The following is a 17,592-nucleotide window of genomic DNA, read 5'->3' as shown; positions in this document are numbered from 1 at the left end:
ACGTTTAGTTTTCATGCGTTACCACCCATTTGCAAATGTAAAACAAAAATTAATACAGAAAAGAATTAAAGGGTATAAATCACGAAAGATTGTCCGGCTTAAGCACTACCCCTAGACTCTTCTTTCCGTCCATCTTTATAACTATCGGCTTGTCGAAATGGACATGTCGAAGATATTCCGTATCCTCGACAGCCGGTAAAGTATTCAGATACGCTTCATCGAACCAGCCGTCGCCTTTGAAAGGATTGATTGTGAAGTAACCTACACCGAAAGAGGTCAGGTTCTGGAAGAAATGCGTTCCCTGGCTCGGGTCGACACGATAGTTCTCCAGACCACATTCCACAATCACACGGGCATTACTGATATGCGGCCACTTCACCGGGATACCTAACCAGTGGTCACTGCTACCCCAACGTCCGGGGCCGACCAATACATAGTTCTTTTCCTCTTCCGTGAAGCGGCGGTTCAGCTTTTCTATCTCGTAAGCGATCAACTGGTTGTTTGAAGAATTGAAAGCACCGCTCTTTACATAGATAATATCCTGTACGTCCGTTACGATACCATGCCCCAGTACACTGGTTGAAGAAAGGATTGTCTCTTCCTTCTTAACCAAGGTCAAGTCTTCATCCATAATCTCCTTGTTATCGACGATCGGACGGATCTGAAGCAGATAGAAAGTCGCCTTATCATGATTGTTGGGGTCGACATTTACAGCAAACTCGATCTCAACCGGACGCCCCATTTCCTCCTGCCCGATACGAAGCAATTCATCCAAGGTCTTTGCCAACGGGAATACATCATGTTGCAGGATATTGACGAAAGAGAGGATTTTCCGCCCTCCGGAATAATAACCGTCACGAATGATCTGATCGTACGGGTCGTAAGTAGAAACGATATATTTCAAAGAGCCGTCGGCATCGGCATCCTTAAGGTTCAGGCGCAACAGATTGAAAGAGTCGTCGATAGAGAACTGCTGCGCCAGGTTCTCCAAGTCGAGCGCATAGAAACGGGTCTGCGTCTCACGAAGGGCGAAATCCATCGTACTCATCTGCAAAATATTATGCGGATGGCGCGGGGAGAAACGCAAAGTTTGACCGCCGTCAACGATATATTTTCCCAGTCCGAGGGCAATATTGGCTATACCGTCTTCCGCCTTCTCGTTACCGATCGGGTAGAAATTCAGTGATCGGGCCACCCCGGAGATGGTCGGGTAGAAATGATCGTTGTAACGGTTGCCGACCACTTCCTGCAATACGATCGCCATCTTCTCCTGATCGATCAGGTTGGAAGTTGCCGTCATATATGCTTTACTGTCACGATAGAACACGGAAGCATACACCGCCTTGATCGCATCGCTCAAAATACGCAACATCTCATATTTATCCTCCATCCGGGGAATCATATAAGTAGAATAAATACCGGCGAAAGGTTGATAATGCGAATCTTCAAGCAAACTGGACGAGCGGACGGCTATCGGACTCTTCACTACATCGAAGAAAGCCATCAAGTCATCGATCAGGCTGGCTGGCAGACTGGCACGAAGGAAATATTTAAGGATCGTCTCATCGTCGGCATCCCCCAAAGCGATAGGTAACAACTCGTTCGTCTCCATAAATTCGTCGAAGATATCGGTACATATTACTACCGTCTTCGGTATGTTGGTATTGAAGTTTTCCGTCTCCAATTTTGGATAACGTTTCACCATCGCTCCCATAAAAGCAAGGCCTCTCCCCTTTCCTCCCAGCGAACCGTCGCCGATACGGGCAAAGTTACTGTACTCGTCGAAACGATCTTTCTGATAAATAGCCACCACCCCGGAGTTCTTCATCCGGCGATATTGTACAATCAGGTCGAATATCAGTTTACGAGCCTCGTCCATATCTTTATAATCGCTCACGTCCACCCGCTTCAGGACCTCAGCCGGCGGAAACATGGCACGCGAGTAGAAGAAGCGTGAGAAATGATTGCGCGAAAGATGATAAACCAGCGAGTCGTCCGGGATCTGGAAGACTTTCTTCTGCAAGTCCTTCAAATCCTTGATACGCATGATCTCTTCTTTGGTCTGCGGATTCAGGATCACGAAATCGCCAAACCCGAAACGCTGCATAATCTTCTTACGGAGATCCTGCGGATAACTCTTCGAATTCTTATCGATGAACGACGCACCCAACTCTTTCGCATATACTTTATTGCACGACTCCGACGACTCCAGGACAAAAGGAATAATCAATCCCGTCTTACGAACATACTGCCCGAACTTATAACCGGCATAAGGATCTTTCACTCCATTATGCATAAAACTCATATCCGAAACGATACCGAGCATATTATCCCGGTACTGGTCGAAAATACGGACAGCCTCCTCATAGGTTCGTGCCAATTTGATTTTAGGACGGCCACGCATACGAAGCGTCTGCTGGTGACCGTTAAGCGCCTCCTTAGCAAACATCTGGCTCTGCTCCAATACAAACTTATACAAATGCGGCAAAGCGGAAGAGTAGAAACGGATCGAATCTTCCACCAACAGAATGATCTGCACGCCTACACTTTTCGTATCGTCGGGCGCATTCCACTTATCTTCAATAAGTTTAATAATAGCCAGCAACAGTTCGGCATTCCCCAGCCAACTGAACACATAGTCGATCGCACTCAGGTCTTCATTTGCAATACGTTTGGAAACTTCTTTGGAGAAAGGCGTCAACACCACGATAGGAATATTAGGATAATGCACCTTGATCTCCTTTGCCGCCGCAAAAATATCACGATCGTCCATATTAGGCATACAGATGATCAATTCAAAATTACGGTCTTCCAGTTCAGCCAGTGCTTCTTCTTCCGTTGTCACCTGGGTAAAACGGGGAGGATAACGAAGGCTCAGCGAAGTATATTCGTTAAATATCTGTTCATCGACCCGCCCGTCGTCTTCCAACATAAAGGCATCATATTTTGTAGCAATAAGCAATACATTATATATACGCTTATTCATTAGATTGGCGAATGATGTGTCTTTAAACACAAGGTTCTTAAAATCCGGTATTCCGCTCATAACGATTTCATAGAATTATATGCGCCCAAATGTAAGGAAAAAAAAGAAAAAAGAAGTCATGACCTGAATATTAAAAGACGCTTATCTGTACACTAAATATTAGGTATATTGAAGATAGAAGGACGGCAAGTAAGAAGAATCAGTCCAAAGATATGCATCAAAAACATATAATTTACTATCAAAAAGAAAGCAAAATACTTGGTCAATCCATAGGATTCGCTACATTTGCCTACACATTGTTATTCCTAAAAAAGCAAGAAACGCTATGAAGACAGAAGTTATTTTATCTGCACTGGAAGCAAAGCACCCGGGTGAAAAAGAGTACTTGCAAGCCGTGAAAGAAGTTCTTTTATCAATAGAAGAGGTTTATAACCAACATCCGGAGTTCGAGAAAGCCAAGATCATCGAACGGCTGGTAGAACCGGAACGTATCTTTACTTTCCGTGTACCCTGGGTAGACGACAAAGGTGAAGTACAAGTCAATTTAGGATACCGCGTACAATTTAATAATGCGATCGGCCCGTATAAAGGAGGAATCCGTTTCCATCCGTCTGTAAACCTTTCTATCCTTAAGTTCCTCGGATTTGAACAAACATTCAAAAATGCACTGACAACATTGCCAATGGGTGGCGGTAAAGGCGGTTCAGACTTTGCACCCCGTGGAAAGAGTGATGCGGAAATCATGCGTTTCTGCCAGGCTTTCATACTGGAATTATGGCGTAACCTGGGTCCGGACCGGGATGTTCCGGCAGGTGATATCGGCGTAGGTGGACGCGAAGTAGGTTATATGTATGGAATGTATAAGAAACTGGCTCGTGAAAACACGGGGACTTTCACCGGTAAAGGCATGGAGTTCGGAGGTTCTATCCTTCGTCCGGAAGCAACCGGCTACGGTGCACTTTATTTTGTACACCAGATGCTCGAAACACATGGAATCGATATAAAAGGAAAAACAGTCGCCGTTTCCGGTTTCGGAAATGTGGCTTGGGGAGCGACAAAGAAAGCTACCGAACTGGGTGCTAAAGTCGTAACGATCTCCGGTCCGGACGGATATGTGTATGATCCGGACGGTATCTCGGGCGATAAGATCGAGTACATGCTGGAATTGCGTAACAGCGGCAACGATATCGTGGCACCTTATGCCGACGAATATCCTAACGCTACTTTCTATCCTGGCAAGAAGCCTTGGGAACAGAAAGTGGATATTGCCCTGCCTTGTGCTACTCAGAACGAGCTGGATGCCGACGATGCCCGCAAGCTGATCGAGAACAAGACCTTATGCGTTGCCGAAGTCTCCAACATGGGATGTACGGCGGAAGCTGTCGATCTGTTCATCGAACACAAACAGTTGTTTGCTCCGGGTAAAGCCGTTAACGCGGGTGGTGTAGCAACTTCGGGACTTGAAATGACGCAGAATGCCATGCATATCTCCTGGACTGCTGAAGAAGTGGATGCCAGACTGCATCAGATCATGGGCGCCATCCACGAGCAATGCCTTGCTCACGGTAAGGAGGGCAATTATGTGAACTATGTGAAAGGTGCCAACATTGCCGGCTTCATGAAAGTAGCCAAAGCTATGATGGCGCAAGGTATTGTATAATAAAGTATGGCACACTTTTTGTAATTACTTTTATACAAATACAACTCAATAAAAGTAAACATTATGATCTTAAGTAAGAACTTATCAAAAGCTTTCAATGAACAGGTAGAAGCTGAAATGTGGTCTTCAAACCTGTACCTGTCAATGTCAATCTATTTCCAGAAAGCAGGCCTGAACGGCTGTGCACACTGGATGAGAAAACAGGCAGAAGAAGAAATGGAACATGCCCACAAAATGATCGATTTTGCTATCGACCGCGGGGGTGACATCACTATAAATCAGATTAATGTCGTTCCGACTGCATGGGGTACTCCGCTGGAAGTATTCGAACATGTCTACAAACACGAAGTACATGTATCAGAGTTGATCGACAAGATGGTTGACATCGCCGAAGCCGACAACGATCATGCTGCCAAAGACTTTTTATATGGTTTCGTTCGCGAACAGGTAGAAGAAGAATCATCGGCAAAGGCTATTGTAGACCAACTGAAAATGTATGGAGAACATCATGCAATTCTTCTGGATCACAAGCTTGGCAAAAGATAATTTCTTTCCATAATTAAGAAACTCCGATCCTTGGTTTAACAGGGACCGGAGTTTTTTTATTTCCTCACCTTACCGGGATTCTTTGCCATAAAGTCTTTCCAGCCGGAATACTTCTTCTCCGAAATCGGATTATTCGTCTGAAAATAATGACATACAGCGGCTGCCAATCCGTCGGTCGCATCCAATTGGGGCAACATCGACTCTTCGGGAATATGCAGGAAACGTTGTAGCATTCCTGCCACCTGTTCCTTCGCAGCATTCCCGTTACCGGTAATAGACATTTTGATCTTCAAAGGTGCGTATTCGAAGATCGGGATTTCCCGTTCCAAAGCTGCCGCCATGGCAACGCCCTGGGCTCTTCCCAGCTTCAGCATACTCTGCACATTCTTTCCAAAGAACGGCGCCTCGATTGCCAATTCGTCAGGATGATACTGGTCGATAAGCGCCAGTACACGTTCAAATATCTTCTTTAAGCGCAGGTAATGATCTTCGTACTTGTTCAGTTGCAGTACGCCCATAGCCTCAAGTTTCGGTTTATTCCCTTCGATCTTCAGGACACCGTATCCCATCACGATCGTTCCGGGGTCTATACCCAATATGATACGGTCCTTAGTCATTCTCCCAGTCTATTTCTTCCAGTAAGGTACTGAAACCTACGATCTTGGTTCCGAAACGTGTAATCAACTCTTGCTGCAGGGCACGGCCTTCCGATTGCATCCAGTATTCCAGAGTCTCCGGATTCTTTACATGGAACTGCACGGAGTAACTGCTCGCATCTTCCGACTCATCCTGTAAGATACGGCGTAAGTAAGGTGTTCTTAAAAATCCGCTGGCTGCTGCACGGGGTATATAACTCTTTTTCAGATATTCTATGCACTCGGTAAGGATATCATTCTCTATATTGAATGTTGTATTATAAATAATCATATTCTTTTTCTCCAAATTTCTTACACAAAGATAGCGAATATATCAGGAAAACCTCTATATTTGCACTCGAAAACCAAACCCGGGGCATTAGCTCATCTGGCTAGAGCGTCAGACTGGCAGTCTGAAGGTGATCGGTTCGAGTCCGATATGCTCCACGGAAAAGCACACACGCAAAGGTTCACTGATAAAGTGAACCTTTTTTTGTATTTAATCCTAGTAATAGATAAGAAAGTAAAAAGAGGATGCCCGACTAAGGACATCCTCTCACATCTATTTTACAGTTATAAAATCAGCTCTTCTTTGCCAGTTCCGATTCGATCGGGTCGTCGTACTGTTTCTGCAGCTTGTGAAGTTCGTCCATTAACTGCTTGGTCACTTCTTCCGTACCCGGTTTATTATAGAGGTTATTCATCTCCATCGGGTCGTTTTGCAGATCATACAATTCCCATACATCGATATCGTCGTAGAAATGCATTAATTTATAACGATCCGTACGTACTCCATAATGACGTTTTACCATATGTTCGGCAGGGAATTCGTAATAATGGTAATACAAAGAAGTACGCCAGTCCTTCGGATGTTCTCCTTTCAACAGCGGCAAATAAGAATCTCCCTGGATATCTTCCGGTATCGGTGCACCGGCCAGTTCCAGGAATGTCGCAGCATGGTCGATATTCTGAACCATTTCAGGGATATCACCCTTTATACCACCCGGATAGCGAACCAGCATCGGTGTACGGAAAGATTCTTCATACATGAAACGTTTGTCGAACCAGCCATGTTCACCCATATAGAAGCCCTGATCTGAAGTATAAACAATGATCGTATTATCCAGCATGTCGTTCTTTTCCAGATAATCCAGTACACGACCCACATTGCGGTCTACAGAATGGATCACACGGATATAATCGAGCATATATTGCTGGTATTTCCACTCTGCCAACGCTTTACCGGAAAGTTTCTTTTCCTTGAACTCCTTGATGATAGGATCGTAATGTTTATCCCAGGCAGCCTTTTGTTCAGCATTGAGCTTGTTGTACATTGCACGGCCGGCCTTTTCCAGTCCCGGATTGGAATGGATCTCGTTCTCTTTATCGGCCAGCTTCAAGTCATAGACGAGGTCCATATCCTTGATGATGCTCATTTCCTGTTGAGAAGCAGCGATTCTGCCTTCATACTTGTCATAGAATGTTTCCGGAATAGGGAAAACAACGTCCTTGTACAACTCCAGATCGCAAGTATCGGGCATCCAGGTACGGTGCGGAGCCTTGTGATGCAGGAGCAGGCAGAACGGTTTCTCCTTATCCCTCTTTTGATCCAGCCAGTCGATTGCCAGATCGGTCGTTATATTGGTGGCGTATCCTTCAATTTGTTTCTTCTCACCGTTGTCGATAAAATACGGATTGTAATAGTCTCCCTGTCCGGTCAGGATATTCCAGTAGTCAAATCCGGTCGGATCGGAAGTAAGGTGCCATTTACCTACGATAGCAGTCTGGTAGCCAGCCTGCCTCAACAGTTTAGGGAACGTCTGCTGTGCACCGTCAAAAGTATGTGTGTTGTCGGTAAAGCCATTTTTATGGCTATGCTTACCGGTCAGCAAACAAGCACGGCTCGGGCCGCTTAACGAGTTGGCGACAAAACTGTTTGTAAAACGGACTCCTTCTTTGGCGATACGGTCAATATTAGGTGTCTCAATGAACCGGTTATCGTACGCACTGATTGTCTGGTACGAATGGTCATCACACATGATGTAGAGGATATTCATCGGCTTCTTTGCCTCCTCTGCCACTTTTTTCTCCTTGCAGGAGGGCAGCGATGCCAACATCGCTGCTCCTGTTAAAGAAAATAATACTGTAGATCTAACGTTTTTCATATATCTTGCTTATATAAATGAGTTTACCACCCTGGGTTCTGCTCCCATTTACCTCCTGTCAGCGACAGCATACGAGGTTGAATAGGCGACAGATAGTCGCGACCGACATTAAACTTCCATCCTTGTTCGTAACCGGCCGGATTGCTGGGCACTATATAGCGCAAGGCATCTCCCGGCTTTCCTGTCAGATAAAGATTATTTCCGGAAGGCTGGTCATACACCAGCTTACCGCCAAACTCCGGATGATCCTGCAAGTTGCTTCCTACAAAAAGAGCACCTTTCGCCCACTTACCGACAATCAGTTCATCGGCAGCAGCCCAACGCAGGATATCTTCCAGACGACGGCCTTCACAAGCTTTTTCAATACGGCGTTCACGGCGTACGACCTGAATATACTTATCCAGATGACGGAAAGGATAATCGGATTCCTGATTATACTCCCGATCAAAGTCAACGGCAGGCATACCGACACGATCACGCAACGGTTGCAAAGCTACGATAATATTTTGAGAATTAGCAGCTCCATCCAATTCAGCCATTGCTTCTGCGTAATTTAACAGGATATCGGCATAACGGAACTGAATAGCAGGCGTTGCTCCCTTGAATTCTGCATCCAGACTACCGGTATAATCGATCTGTACATGCTTCAATAAAGAATAACCGGTCATGTTCTGGTTATAAGCAGAGGAACCTATCAGCGGCGGAACCACGTAATAAGGAGGTGCATCGTCCGGACGGAGTTGCTGTCCCGGTGCACAAATGGTTTGTACCAGACGCGGGTCGCGAACTGTTGGCAATAGTTCGTTTCCGAATACCTTCTTGGCTTCTATCAGTGCATTGCCTACAAAAGGCTTTCCGTCGATAGTCAGGTAATCGTCTACCAATGAAGCTGTCACGCCGACACCTCCGCCACCCTGGTTCAGGTAACGGTTCACGTTGTTTCCGATCTGGTCGCCGTCATACATCTTAAACCAGAGGACTTCTGAGTTTCCGGATAAATCTGTTGTCTGGAACATCTGACGGTAATCGTTCGTTGTATTTCCGGTTGTATAAATCTTCCATACACCACGGTCCATCACCTCTTTGGCAGCAGCAATAGCCTGTGTGAAATAACTTTTTATCTTTTCGTCTGTCACCGAAGGATCATAAAACTTATCACCTTTTGCCTTGTGATATTTCTCCCAGGTTCCTTCAAACAGGGCGACTTCGCTCTTCAGGGCACGGGCAACGTCTCTGTGCACACGCATAGAGCCACTATTATTCTGTTCGTTCAAATAAAAGATCGCCTTATCCAGATCCGCCAGGATACTGTCGGCTACGACCGTACGACTGTCGCGGGGAAGTTGCATGGCACCTTCGTCCGGATCGAGCGGCGTACTGACCCATGTCAGGGGACCATAATTCACAAACATCTGATAATAATACCAGGCACGGAAATAGTAGGCTTCACCTACATACTGGTTATAATCCGAACTTCCCTCTTCTGCGCAGTTACCTAAGTTATTAAGTAAAAAATTCAGATTGCGGATACCTGTATAGTTCGACAGTTTGGAAGCTCCACTCAATGTGGTCTCTCCAGCCAGACGAGAACTCACCGAGCTGGACGACATATTATCACTGTGTGTATCATACCCGGCAATATTACCACCTCCACCGGCACCGAAATCCTGTGCACGCAGGCCGCTACCATAAGCTGCACCTGTCTGATAGAACTGGTCCAGGTAGTTTCTCATTTCGCCGGTACTGTTGAAAGGCTGTGCAGTAGAAAGCACACCTTCCGGCATTTTATCTAAATCAAAGCAAGATGTAAGGCAGAAAGCCAGGATCAAGCCTAAAAATATATTTCTTTTTTTCATAAGATCTCTAAATTATAAGTTAACTACTAAACCCACAGATATCACCCGGTTCATCGGATAGTTCTTACCACCTTCACTGGTATAATCATTCTTTGTATAGATCGCTTCCGGGTCATACATACCTTTTAACTTTGTAAAAGTCAATAAGTTCTCACCGGAGAAGAATACCTGTGCCTTCTGCAAACCGACTTTGTTTGTCCAGATTGTAGGAAGGTCATAGCTTACTGTCAGGTTTTTCAGACGGCAATACGCACCGCTCTGAATATACCGGTCGCTGGTCGTCATCGTTTTATCACGGAACGGGACAACGCCACCTGCCGTATGGATATAGGGTTTCGGATAGTAAGCACCCGGATTCGATTCACTCCAGTAATCCAGATGTTCCTTGAACACAGTCACCTGTGCATACGGACCGCTTCCCCAGAAATAAGCACCTGTTCCCGGATTCCAGTCACGTTTGCCTACTCCTTGGAACATCATGCTCAGGCTTATGCCCTTCCAACTGATGGAACCGTTCACTGTATATTGATAACGCGGGGTCGTATTACCGATCACCGTCATATCGCCCATATCATCCAATGTATTGGTTCCGTTATTAACTTTATTGTCGCCATTCAGGTCGCGGTACTTCACATCGCCCGGTGTCCAGGGACGTCCGCTGATAAACGACATATCATATTTTTCATTATAAGCATCCGCTTCTTCCTGTGTCTGTATCAGACCGTCGGCACGATAGCCCCAGATTTCACCCACTTTCTTACCTGTATACCAATTGTCATTCGGGTTCGTTCCGGTCGGGTTGGCATACTCAGTTACTTCTGAAGTGGCATCGGAGATTGAACCACCGATCGTATATTGAATATCACCGTTGATTTGTCCGCGATAATTCAAAGCCAACTCCCATCCCCGGTTACGCATACGTGCATTATTTGTTTTAGGTGCATCGGCTCCGAAAAAATCAGGGAAATCGACACCAGGGCCTAACATATCTTTCGTATCGCGCTGGAAGATGTCGAACGTACCGGTCAAAGAGTTTCCTAGGAAACCGAAATCGATACCGATATTCTTACTTTCCACTTTTTCCCAAGTCGTATTCGGATTTACTACACCCGGCGCTTTTGTAAAGATATGACGTCCGTCGGAGAAGATATAGTTACCTAAACCGTTGTTCAACTCCATCGTTGCAGCAAAAGTATACAGGGCAGCACCTGCCTGGTTACCCAACAATCCATAAGAACCACGGAGCTTAAGGTTTGAGAGTACGTCTGTCACAGAGCTCATAAACTCTTCACGGGTGATATTCCATCCCAGTGATACGGAAGGGAAGAACCCCCAGCGGTTGCCGGAAGCGAAACGGGAAGAACCGTCGTAACGCCCGTTCACTTCAACCAGATAACGACCATCGTAATCATAATTGATACGTCCGAAGAAGCCGCGGGTAGCCCAGCCGTTACGGGTATCGACAACGGTCTTGTCTCCTGTACCCATTCCCACGTTCGGATTGCTGGTTGAATATAATCCTGTAATGGAGTTCTTCATCAGGCTGTAGTTATAATCTTCTTCCTGAAAACCTGCCATTACTGTAAAGTTATGCTTTTCAGCAATACTGAAAAGGTAATTTGTATACAAATTGATCGACTGATAACGTGAGCGGTCATAGCTACGGGTAAATTTACCATCAGGCGACATGCCCAACTCCGAGCGTACCCCTTTGGAAGTACTTACACCGTCGGCTCCATAAATAAGCGGGCTGACGTTCAAGGCTTCATATTCCTTGTTACCCATTTTATACGTATAGTCGAAAAAGATGAACCAGTTCTTCATCGGCTGGATTTCCAAACCGGCGGTAAGGTTCATATTATCACGCTGTGTATTCGTATAAGTACCGCTCTGCAGGTACGGGATCATTGTTAACTCCGTAAAGTTTCCGTTCGGGTCGATCGGCGAAACCGTCGGGCGGAAACGTGCCAGCGAATGATAGAAACCTTCGCTGATACCACCGTCACCGAATGGGGTATTCTGATCAGAGTGCATGAATTTAGAATTCACTTTCAACTTCATCCAGCTGGTCAGCTGTGAAGTGATATTTGCCGCAAAATTATAACGTTTATAATCCATGTCGGCATAACGAAGGATACCGTCTTCTGAATAATATCCTCCTGAGATATAATATTGTGCCGCTTTACCGCCACCGCTCAGGCTGATGTTATGGTTCTGCTTAAAAGCCCAGTTCTTATAATGCAAATCAAAATAGTTCACATTACCTACTCCAGACTCCGAGTTTTCGAAAGCCGGGTTCATATTGGCATTGGCAGGTAGTTCGAACCACGGATTTACGCTGCTCGGATCATTAATATACTGTTGTAGCAGACCTAGTTTCTCGTCACTGTACAAACGCGGTGAGCCGGCATTCGTAACACCCGCATTCCAGTATTGAGCAAAGTCGTACGAATTAACCATATCCGGCAATACAGTCGGCGAACTCCAACCTACCGTTCCCTGGTAATTGATACGCATTTTACCTTCTTCCCCTTTCTTGGTAGTCACCAGGATCACACCATAAGCAGCACGCGCACCGTAGATAGCACAGGCCGCTGCATCCTTCAATACCGATATGTTTTCAATATCGCTGGGATTTACATCCGAAAGGCTCATTTCCACACCGTCCACCAGGATATAAGGTGTAGCGTTATTGTCAAGGTTTCCTTGTCCACGCAATGTCAAAGTACCGGTACCTCCGGGACGACCGCCACTGGAGTTGCTAACCAGCAACCCCGGCACCATCCCCTGCAGACTCTGCACGGCATCAGCTACCGGACGAAGCTCCAGCGCCTCGCCTTTCACCGAAGAAACCGAACCGGTCAGATTCACTTTCTTCTGTACACCATAGCCTACCACTACTACTTCGTTTATATCCACTGCGTCACTAAGCATTTTAATAGTTAGATTAGTCATGCCTTCCTTCACGAGTATCTCCTGAGGGATCATGCCAATATAAGAAATCAATAAAGTTTGTCCGGGCGATACGCTAATGGAAAACTTTCCATCCGCATCGGCAATCGTTCCGCTCTGTGAGTTTTTCACCTGAACGGCTGCTCCGGCCAAGGGTTCCGACGTAGCCTCTTCTATGACAACGCCATTCACATTTTGCTGTGCAAAAACAGCACAACAGAATAACATCAGTAACAATGTTACAAGAGATTTTTTCATAAAATCGAATTTTAAATGATAATAAAATAAAGTTCTCAAGACGGGTAACTACCCAGTGGTTCACTACCTCATGTAAAAAATCAACTCTTAACTATACCATAAGCGTTTATAATTAGTTAACTATTCACAACGCAAAGTTGCATTTTCCGCCACAAACGGATGTCAACCTGCGTACTTTTCATGTCAAAATTCATCCCGAAGTTCTAATTAAGTCAGCTATTTTCAACTTCAGATTGGTTTTATTAAATTTGCGGTAATTAGAATGAGATATGATGGTAAGAAGCTCTGTTACACGAATTTTATATTTTTTAATCCTGCTGTTTTCCTGCAACGGATTTATAAAGGGGAACAATCCCAGTTATTATTTCCAGCAACTGAGTCTTGACAAAGGGCTCTCGCAAACAACAGTTAATTGTATCCTTGCCGACAACAAAGGACTGATCTGGATCGGGACTGCTTCGGGACTGAACTGTTTCGACCGTTACGATATGAAAAGCTATTTCCATGAAAAAGATAATCCCTTTTCTTTACCGGGAAATACGATCTACTTCCTGGCAGAAGACTCCCTGAACAATATCTGGATATCGACCAATAACGGCTTGACCCTGTTCGACAAGAGCAGCAACTCATTCCATCCGATCCTGTTCGAAGATAAAGCGATCCTGACAAACTCTTTTTATACCTGCCCCGGCGCCATCCTCTTCTCAGCAAACGATGGCCTGTACATATATGATTATAAAAAGCAGGCATTCAGTAAAAGATCGATCATCCAAAAGGACTCATCCAACTTCAGGCCGTATTACATAAAACCCTGGGAGAATGGAGAGCTTTTGCTTATCTCCCACTGGAACGGCATTCTCAGATATAATCCGGTTTCCGGTCAGATCTCCCCCACAGATTATCCGGTGCAGACTAATCTGAACGCCGCCTATCTGGATAGTAAAAAAAGACTTTATCTGTCTTCCTATAATAAAGGATTCGTTTGCTATGCCCCTAACGGTGAGAAACTCTATCATATCCATACAGGAAATTCAAAACTGAATAACAACCTGGTTCTCGACTTTATGGAGATAGATAATAAACTCTGGATAACCACCGATGGCGGAGGTATCAATATCATGGACCTGGATAACCCTTCGGATATCACTGCCATTATGCATACACCGGGAGACATGAGTTCCCTTCCTGTTAATTCCGTCAAATGTCTTTACAAGGATAAACAGGATAATATCTGGGGCGGAACGGTTAGAGGCGGCATGATCGGTATAAAGGAGGTCTTTATGAAAACATATAAGGATGTACCTCTCAACAATACAAACGGATTAAGCGACATATCAGTCATCAGCATCCATGAAGATAAACGAGGACGCTTATGGTTGGGGACGGACGGAGGAGGGATCAACCAATACAATCCCTATACCGATACATTCAAGCATTACCCTTCCACATACGGGGACAAGGTCGTATCTATTACCGATTATTCAGACTCGGAACTACTTGTATCCCTATATACGAAAGGTCTTTACCTGTTCAATAAGGAGACAGGACGTTACAGCCGCCCTTTCTATGTGATCGATGAAGCGACGACAATCGACCAGTTTCACGGTGGTAATGCGTCTATGGCTTACAGGATCACGGATGAGTGGTCTTACTTCCTGGGCAAAAATGCTCTCAGCCATAATCTTAAGACCGGGAAATTCTCATTCCTGAAAGTCGATGGAAAAGAATTAGCCGTCGGTCCGATGAAGATGGTATGCACCGACGACCGGTCCGCTTATATCATTCAGAGCAATAAGCTTTATGAAGTACATCATGGCAACGACACAATACATGTCCTGCTCAGTATCGGGGAACACGAAACGATCAAAGCCGTTGCCCGCGATAAAAACGGCATCTTCTGGATCGGAACAGAGTATGGTTTCGGTTACTTCAATTCGAACACAAAAGAGTTTACCAAAATAGAGACCAAACTATTCAACAGCGTATCCACCCTTCTTCTTGACGAACAGGAGCGGCTTTGGATCGGTGCACGCAATATGTTATTCTCTTACGACCTGAAAAAGAAACGCTTTGCCTCATGGGGAGAGTCGGATGGATATACCACTAACGAGTTCATTTATAAGTACCAGGTATCTTCCATCTCGGATTATATTTATCTGGGAGGAGCTTCCGGCTTATTGCGTATCAATAAAAATATATCTACCAAGGAAGAAGACCTGCCCGAAATCAGGCTGATGGACGTATTACTCGACGGAAACTCTTGCATCGACAAGCTACAACCGAGGAATAATAATATCACCATTCCCCATACCCATAGCTCGGTGGAAATAAAAGTGATCGCAATGGAGAAAGATGTATTCAGAAACAAGTTGTACCGCTACACGATCACCGGACTCGACAAGCAGTATACCGAAACATACAGTCACATCCTCTCCCTTCGCATGCTGGCTCCCGGTAGTTACTCGATCCTGGTATCTTGTAATTCAAAGAGCGGCGAATGGAGCGAACCGGCCGATGTGCTTCATATCACGGTGACACCGCCCTGGTATCAGCGCCCTTATGTCTTCGCGATCTTTATTATTCTGTTTATTCTGATATTGCTATGGATAGATTATGTATCCCGCCGACGCAGAGACAGGAAAATGCAATGGAAGATAAAGGAACATACCAATAAGATTAATGAAGAGAAAGTACATTTCCTGATCAATATCAGCCATGAGTTGCGTACTCCACTGACGCTGATCTATGCCCCGTTGAAAAGGATACTCGACAAAAACAGTTGGAACGATCCGGAGAAACTGAAAGGACAACTGGGTGGTATCTATAAACAGGTACTCGATATGCGTAACATTATCAATATGGTACTGGATATGAACAGCCTGAAAGAAACGAAGAGTTCCCTGCATAAAACACCTCATCCGCTCAATGAATGGATCAGTTCGATCGCGAAGGATTTTGAAAGTGAGCTCGAAGCCCGGCATATCCGCATAGATTACCGGTTGGACGACAGGATCGGCCAGGTTAGTTTCGATGGACAGAAATGTACGACGGTCCTTTCGAACTTATTAATGAATGCACTGAAATTCAGTTCGCCGGATACGACCATTACTGTATCCAGTCAGCTGATGGATAGCAAAGTATATGTCAGCGTTGCCGACCAGGGGATCGGTCTGGGTAACCTGGATATAGATAAACTCTTTACCCGTTACTATCAGGGGAACCATGAGCAATCGGGAAGTGGTATCGGACTATCGTTCGCCAAAGTCCTGATCGAACGGCATGGAGGAACGATCGGGGCAATGAACAATACCGATGGTGGGGCCACTTTCTTCTTCGAACTGCCACTCGATACCGAGAGCGATAACCCGGAAAATGAAGAAAGCCGATACGACACTTGGCAGCCTGTCGAGATGCCGTCCGAACCGGAAGCTTTCTCCACCAATAACTATTCTGTGATTATCGTCGAAGACAAGAAAGAATTGAGTTCTTTCCTGAAAGAAGCATTACAGGAGTCCTTTAAGAATGTATATCTGGCGGCTAACGGGGAGGAAGCCGTGCAGATCATCCGGCAGAAGCACCCCGACATCATCGTCAGCGACATCATGATGCCAAAGATGAACGGATATGAATTATGCAAGAAGACCAAGGAAGATATCGCGACAAGTCATATTCCGGTGATCCTTCTTACAGCCAGGGGCGATCTCGATAGTACTACAATGGGTTACAAGCTCGGAGCAGATGCTTATCTGGCTAAACCTTTCGATATGGAACTATTAATGACGGTCATCAGCAACCAGTTGAAGAACCGGGAAGCTGTCAAACAGAAATACAAGGAAAGCCATCTGCATCTGACAGAAGCGATCCCCACTGCCCCGACAAACAACCTGGATGAAGAATTCATGCTGAAGTTAAACAAGCTGATCTATGATAATCTATCGTCCCGCGAACTCGACGTCAAGTTCCTGACTACCCAGCTGGGAATGAGCCGTACGCCGCTTTACGCCAAGTTGAAGGCACTAACCAATATGGGGGTAAACGATTACATCAATATGATCCGTATCGAGAAGGCTTCTCAGCTGCTGACAGGCTCCACCATGAATATAACAGAGATATCCGAAACCGTCGGCTTTGAATATCCCCGTCATTTCAGTACCTTGTTCAAACAGATCAAAGGTATTACCCCTTCGCAGTTCAGGCAGCAGGAGAAAAAAGGATAAACCTTTTTCAGTTGACAGTTGACAAGTGACAGTTGGGCTTCGCGATCGAATATAGAAATAACTGAGTCAATAATATAGGAAAATGCCCCTGTCTGTCCATCAGCTATCAGTCATAAATAAGACAAACCCAGTTACAGGTTTATTTGCCGTCAGTTTTAACTGACGGATCAGTAAATGATCTATTTCTCTGGACTTTAGTCCCATTTTAAACAGTCTCTTTATTTACAGAGAAATGTGGCTAAAGCCAAAGAAGGAGAAACAACTTGTAATCCGTCAGCTAAAGCAGACGGCAAATGAACCTGTAATGGCGGAGTCTC

Annotated in this window: 9 protein-coding genes and 1 tRNA gene; 4 read left to right on the top strand and 6 right to left on the bottom strand. The window is 45.3% G+C overall.

The features are described 5' to 3' along the window. Nucleotides 1-79: 79 nt before the first annotated feature. The gene (locus M1P97_RS15415) at nt 80-3,046 is read right to left on the bottom strand and encodes a PEP/pyruvate-binding domain-containing protein (protein ID WP_249389539.1); all 2,967 of its coding nucleotides are present in this window, start codon (nt 3,044-3,046) and stop codon (nt 80-82) included. Between the two features lie 265 nt (nt 3,047-3,311). Between M1P97_RS15415 and gdhA the strand changes: the two genes are divergently transcribed. Then, nucleotides 3,312-4,646, top strand: a complete 1,335-nt coding sequence (gdhA, locus tag M1P97_RS15410; protein ID WP_195371804.1) for an NADP-specific glutamate dehydrogenase — start codon at nt 3,312-3,314, stop codon at nt 4,644-4,646. Nucleotides 4,647-4,709: 63 nt separating this feature from the next. After that, the gene (locus M1P97_RS15405) at nt 4,710-5,192 is read left to right on the top strand and encodes a ferritin (RefSeq protein ID WP_195371803.1); all 483 of its coding nucleotides are present in this window, start codon (nt 4,710-4,712) and stop codon (nt 5,190-5,192) included. A gap of 56 nt (nt 5,193-5,248) precedes the next feature. On the opposite strand, the gene ruvC is transcribed toward M1P97_RS15405, so the two are convergent. Together ruvC and M1P97_RS15395 are read right to left on the bottom strand one after the other, a co-directional pair. Then, nucleotides 5,249-5,809, bottom strand: a complete 561-nt coding sequence (gene ruvC / locus M1P97_RS15400) for a crossover junction endodeoxyribonuclease RuvC (protein ID WP_195371802.1) — start codon at nt 5,807-5,809, stop codon at nt 5,249-5,251. Next, entirely contained in the window at nt 5,802-6,119 is a 318-nt protein-coding gene (locus M1P97_RS15395) for a DUF4286 family protein (RefSeq protein ID WP_195371801.1), read from the bottom strand. The genes ruvC and M1P97_RS15395 overlap by 8 nt, the downstream gene beginning before the upstream one ends. Before the next feature lie 81 nt (nt 6,120-6,200). On the opposite strand from M1P97_RS15395, the gene M1P97_RS15390 reads away from it, so the two are divergent. Beyond that, nucleotides 6,201-6,274 (top strand) — tRNA-Ala (locus tag M1P97_RS15390). A gap of 134 nt (nt 6,275-6,408) precedes the next feature. Here M1P97_RS15390 and M1P97_RS15385 read toward each other — a convergent pair. From M1P97_RS15385 to M1P97_RS15375, 3 genes are read right to left on the bottom strand one after another with little or no spacing between them, the layout of a single operon-like run. Then, nucleotides 6,409-7,992 carry a sulfatase family protein gene (locus M1P97_RS15385; protein WP_195371800.1) on the bottom strand — a complete coding sequence of 528 codons (1,584 nt, stop codon included), beginning with the start codon at nt 7,990-7,992 and terminating at the stop codon, nt 6,409-6,411. Between the two features lie 23 nt (nt 7,993-8,015). Further along, on the bottom strand, nt 8,016-9,848 hold the full coding sequence (locus M1P97_RS15380) for a RagB/SusD family nutrient uptake outer membrane protein (protein ID WP_195371799.1): 1,833 nt from the start codon (nt 9,846-9,848) through the stop codon (nt 8,016-8,018). Nucleotides 9,849-9,860: 12 nt separating this feature from the next. Beyond that, nucleotides 9,861-13,058 (bottom strand): SusC/RagA family TonB-linked outer membrane protein, encoded by a 3,198-nt coding sequence (locus tag M1P97_RS15375; RefSeq protein ID WP_249389538.1) that lies wholly within the window; start codon nt 13,056-13,058, stop codon nt 9,861-9,863. A 269-nt stretch (nt 13,059-13,327) separates the two neighbouring features. On the opposite strand from M1P97_RS15375, the gene M1P97_RS15370 reads away from it, so the two are divergent. Beyond that, the gene (locus tag M1P97_RS15370) at nt 13,328-17,275 is read left to right on the top strand and encodes a hybrid sensor histidine kinase/response regulator transcription factor (protein WP_249389537.1); all 3,948 of its coding nucleotides are present in this window, start codon (nt 13,328-13,330) and stop codon (nt 17,273-17,275) included. Nucleotides 17,276-17,592: the final 317 nt, after the last annotated feature.

The sequence above is a fragment of the Parabacteroides leei genome, assembly GCF_023369805.1.
GTDB classification, from domain to species: Bacteria; Bacteroidota; Bacteroidia; order Bacteroidales; family Tannerellaceae; genus Parabacteroides; species Parabacteroides leei.
The sequence above is the reverse complement of the archived record's forward strand: the minus strand, read 5'-3'. Positions and strand labels throughout refer to the sequence as shown.

Excerpts from the sequence above, each read along its gene's own strand:
- gdhA (WP_195371804.1), top strand. The coding sequence starts at position 3,312 with ATGAAGACAGAAGTTATTTTATCTGCACTGGAAGCAAAGCACCCGGGT.
- ruvC (WP_195371802.1), bottom strand. The coding sequence starts at position 5,809 with ATGACTAAGGACCGTATCATATTGGGTATAGACCCCGGAACGATCGTG.
- M1P97_RS15380 (WP_195371799.1), bottom strand. The coding sequence starts at position 9,848 with ATGAAAAAAAGAAATATATTTTTAGGCTTGATCCTGGCTTTCTGCCTT.
- M1P97_RS15370 (WP_249389537.1), top strand. The coding sequence starts at position 13,328 with ATGATGGTAAGAAGCTCTGTTACACGAATTTTATATTTTTTAATCCTG.
- M1P97_RS15385 (WP_195371800.1), bottom strand. The coding sequence starts at position 7,992 with ATGAAAAACGTTAGATCTACAGTATTATTTTCTTTAACAGGAGCAGCG.
- M1P97_RS15415 (WP_249389539.1), bottom strand. The coding sequence starts at position 3,046 with ATGAGCGGAATACCGGATTTTAAGAACCTTGTGTTTAAAGACACATCA.
- M1P97_RS15405 (WP_195371803.1), top strand. The coding sequence starts at position 4,710 with ATGATCTTAAGTAAGAACTTATCAAAAGCTTTCAATGAACAGGTAGAA.
- M1P97_RS15375 (WP_249389538.1), bottom strand. The coding sequence starts at position 13,058 with ATGAAAAAATCTCTTGTAACATTGTTACTGATGTTATTCTGTTGTGCT.
- M1P97_RS15395 (WP_195371801.1), bottom strand. The coding sequence starts at position 6,119 with ATGATTATTTATAATACAACATTCAATATAGAGAATGATATCCTTACC.